Source organism: Frankia sp. AiPs1 (assembly GCF_023716945.1).
GTDB lineage: Bacteria > Actinomycetota > Actinomycetes > Frankiales > Frankiaceae > Frankia.
In genome coordinates this window covers 1-3977 of record NZ_JAMQQF010000555.1, presented here as the reverse complement: position 1 = coordinate 3977, position 3977 = coordinate 1, and the positions used below count along the sequence as shown (strand labels likewise).

Below are 3977 nucleotides of genomic sequence, written 5' to 3'. Positions count from 1 at the left end.
GGGGGTGCCGTGCGGCGGGCGCGGGCGGGTCCTGCGTCGCCGCGCCGGTGACCGCCCCGTCGGCGCCGGGCAGGAACAGCTCGGCGGCACGCGCGGGAGCGCCGACCAGCACCGGCCAGAACTCGTGGCGGCCCGGGGTTTCGACGCCGAGCGGGTCGTTGTCGGCGAACGTGTAGGGGCCGTACTGCCGGCCGGTCGGATCCGGCTGGGTGAAGCGGCCCCAGAATCCGTTGTAGAAGCGGTGACCGAGGAAGTGCGCGCTGCGCAGAAGCTGGTAGGCGCCGCGGTAGCGGAACGGGTTGGCCGCGGCGTCCTCGCCGGTGGCGCTCACCGCTCCGTGCGGTGTGTAGTGGTAGCGGGCGCGCAGCCGGCCCTCGTCGTCGACCAGCGCCAGCACCGAGCCCTGATGGTCGGTCACGGTCCACAGCAGCCGGCCGTCGGCGGTGACGACGGCGAGCACGGTGCCGTCGGGCTCGCGGACCACGTCGAGGGGTACGCCGTCGTCGACCACCCGGGCGATGCCGAGGGGGCCGTGGGTCAGCACGTGGGTGACGGTCCGGCCGTCGACGGTGGTCTCGACGACCCGCCGGGGTGTCTGCTGCCCGAGGCCGTCGTAGGCGATGTCGACGACGGTGGCGCCGCCGAAGATGCCCAGGATGGTCTGGTTGGTGGCGCTGTAGCGGAACGACCCGGTGGGGTTGACCTCCTCGACGAAGTTGCCCGCGCCGTCGTAGCTGAACTCGGTCGCGCCGAACCTGGCCACCTCGCCGGCCGCCCCGACGGTGAACACGGTGTCGCCGAGGCGGACGATGTTGTGCGCCGCGTCGTAGGCGTACGTGGTGGTGCCCGCGCGCACGAGCCGGCCGAGCCCGTCGTGGTCGTAGTCGATGCTCTGCCCGTCCACGACGGCGCGGCGCAGCCGGTCGCCGTCGGCGCCGTCGGCGCCGCAGTAGTCGTACTCGGCGCGCAGCAGCTCGGCACCGTCCGCGCCGGTCAGGGTCAGCGACACCCGCCGGCCGGCCGCGTCGTGGCGGATCGTCTGTGCGGCCCGGCCGTAGTCGATGCCCACCGTGCGTCCGGCGGCGTCCCGGGTGAACCGGGCCGTGTGGCCGGTGGGGGTGCGGACCTCGGCGAGGCGGCCGGCCGCGTCGTGGCGGTAGCCGGTGGTGCCGCCCTCGGTCGTCAGCGCGCGCAGCGCCCCGTCGGCGCCGTGCTCGGCACGCACCTCTTCTCGTCCGGCGTCGTTTCCTGGTCCGGCGTCGTCGGTGCGCACCACCGCGGCCAGGCGGCTGCCGGCCGCGGTCGATGTCCAGGTGTAGTCCTGGTGCCAGCCGGGTCCCGAGCGGCGCACGACCCGTCCCAGCGGGTCGTAGGCGAGGGCGAGCAGCACCGCGCCGGCGGCGGTGACCGCCAGCAGCCGGCCGGTCGGGTCGTACCGATACTCCGTGCGCTGCCCGTTGCCCTCGACGACGGCGGTGATCCGGCCCAGCTCGTCGTACTCGTAGGAGGTGCGGGCCCGAGGCGCGGGCGGGGTGACGCCGACGAGGTTGCCCGCCTGGTCGTAGGCGAAGGAGGTGCGCTGGCCGTTGCCGTCGGTGAAGGCGGTGAGCCGACCATGGCCGGGGTCGTACTCGCGCCGGTCGAGGGGGGCGCCGCGGCCGGGCGCGTCGACCTGCACCAGCCGGCCCTCGGCGTCGTGGGCGAGGGTGACCTCGTTGCCGGCCGGGTCGCGCAGCGCGGTCACCAGACGCGGGTGGTCCGCGTCGCCGTAGCGCACCGACGACCGGGCCGACGTCGGGGCGACCCGGGCGACCAGGCGGTCGTGCGCGTCGTACTCGAAGGAGGTGCGCCCGCCCGTCTCGTCGACGACGGCGAGCAGGCGCCCGTCAGCGTCTCGGTCCAGGTGGCGTGCCCCGCCGAGCGGATCGGTGACGCTCAGCAGCCGGCCCCGGCCGTCGAAGGCGTACGAGGTCGCCCGGCCCAGCGGGTCGGTCACCACGGTGCGGGTCGTCGGCGTGGCCGTGGCCGTGGCTGTGTCCGGGGCCGTGGCTGTGTCCGGGGACGGGTAGGCGAAGGTGGTACGGGAGGTGCCGTCGTCGCCTCCCAGCACGACCTCGCCGACCGCCCCGGCGGCGGTGTAGGACAGGGCGACCAGGGTGCCGGTCGCGTCGGTGAGCCCGATCAGCCGGTGCTGGTCGTCCCAGTCGAAGACGGTGACCGCGCCGGCGGCGTCGGTGTGCCGCACCGGCCGGCCGGCCTGGTCGTAGTCGAACGTGGCCACCGCGACGCCGGCCGGGCCGGTGATGCGGTCGATCCGGCCGCCGCCGTCCCGGGAGGCGCGCAGCGCACCGGCGTCGCCGGCCGGCCCCCCGCCGCCCGTCAGGACGTCGAGGTCGCCGGTCAGGGACCAGCCCGGCCCCAGGCCGGCATCCGCAAGGCCGGCATCGCAAAGGCCGGCATGCTCAAGGCCGGCATGCTTGCGGCCGGGGTTGTCGTGCACCCGTCGGCCCTGGTAGACGCGCCGCAGCAGTGGCGGCTCGCCCTCGCGCGGCGCGCCCAGATCGTCCTGGCGCAGGACCGGCTCGCCGGTGGCGAGTTCGACCAGCAGGGTGATGGTGGCGCTGACAGGGAGCTGCCAGCGGGCGGTCAACCGGTGGTCGTCCCGGGGATGTGACACGGGCGTTCCCCTCGTCGCGTTATCGGCGAGGCAAGCGTCGGCGGAGCGTCTAAAGATCCCCTAAGGGGCCGGCGCCGGCCGACACCCCGCCGCCGGCCGCGCGACGGCGGGAGAACAGGATGCGGGGCGGGCCGACCGTGCGGTCGGCGGTACCTACGCAGTTTCACCGATGTGCATCCGCCGTTGTCGCGAGACAGTGGAAACCTCCCGTTCCCAGAGTCGTTTCCTGCCTGCATGAGGTGTCAATGCGATACGAACTGCTCGGGCCCCTGCGCGTTTCGAACGGCCGGGAGAGCCACCTGTTGAGTGCCCCGAAAATGGAGATGACCCTCGCCGCTCTGCTCGTCGGTGCCGGCCGAGTGACGACCAAGGACAGCCTGGTCCTGGAGCTGTGGGGGGACCGACCGCCGCGCCGCGCCGCCGCCGCCATCCACGTGTACATCTCCCAGTTGCGAAAGTTTCTGGCCGCCGCGGGCACCGATCCCGCATATACCATCGTCACCAAACCCTCGGGATATCTGCTGCGGCTGGACGGCGCCAGCTTCGACGTCACCGAATTCCAGGACGCCCTGCGTGACGGGCGCGCGCAGCAGGCGGCCGGGCGGTACGAGGCGGCACTCGATTCGGCCGAGTGTGCCCTGTCGCTCGTGCGCGGGCCGGTGTTGGAGTCGGCGGCGGAGGGGCCGGTGCTCACCACCTTCGCCGCCTGGGCGGAGGAGGAACGCCTCGCCGCCCTGGAACTGTCCGTCGAGGCCCGGACCGCCCTCGGCCGGCATCGGGAGGTGATCAGTCTGCTTGGCACGCTCACCGCGCAGTACCCGCTGCGGGAGTCGTTCTACTCGCAGCTCATGCTCGTCCTCTACCGCTCGGGCCGCCAGGCCGAGGCGCTGGCGGTCTACCGCGCCGCGCAGCAGGTGCTGCGGGCCGAGCTGGGGCTGGAACCCTGCCGGTCGCTGCGCCGGCTGCACAACGCGATCCTCACCGCCGACCGGCTGCTCGATCTGCCCACCGCGAGCTGACGCGCCGGCCGGTCATGGTGCGACGGACAGCAGCCGGACCAGCTCGACCCGGGAACTCACCCCGAGCTTGCCGTAGATGTGCGCGAGGTGGGTGTCGACGGTGCGAGGGCTCACCCGCAGCCGCCCGGCGATGTCCCGGGTGCGCAGGCCCTGGGCGGCAAGCCGGGCGACCTCCCGTTCGCGTGCGGTCAGCTCGACCTGCCCGCCGGTCGTCGAGCCGGGTGAGCGCTGGCCGGCCAGCCGGGCGAGTTCCCGCGCCCGGTTGCCGGCGGGGGTGGCGC

At 74.4% G+C, this 3977-nt stretch carries 3 protein-coding genes; 1 reads left to right on the top strand and 2 read right to left on the bottom strand.

The genetic code is table 11. The annotated features are described in order from the left end of the window. The coding region (locus ND748_RS27200; RefSeq protein ID WP_251749060.1) for an RHS repeat domain-containing protein at positions 1 to 2677 on the bottom strand (2677 nt) is incomplete at its 3' end. 245 nt (positions 2678 to 2922) lie between these two features. On the opposite strand from ND748_RS27200, the gene ND748_RS27195 reads away from it, so the two are divergent. After that, positions 2923 to 3696, top strand: a complete 774-nt coding sequence (locus ND748_RS27195; RefSeq protein WP_374216049.1) for a BTAD domain-containing putative transcriptional regulator — start codon at positions 2923 to 2925, stop codon at positions 3694 to 3696. A gap of 12 nt (positions 3697 to 3708) precedes the next feature. Here ND748_RS27195 and ND748_RS27190 read toward each other — a convergent pair. Then, positions 3709 to 3977, bottom strand: a 269-nt coding sequence (locus ND748_RS27190) for a response regulator transcription factor (RefSeq protein WP_251749058.1), incomplete at its 5' end; no start/stop codon positions are given.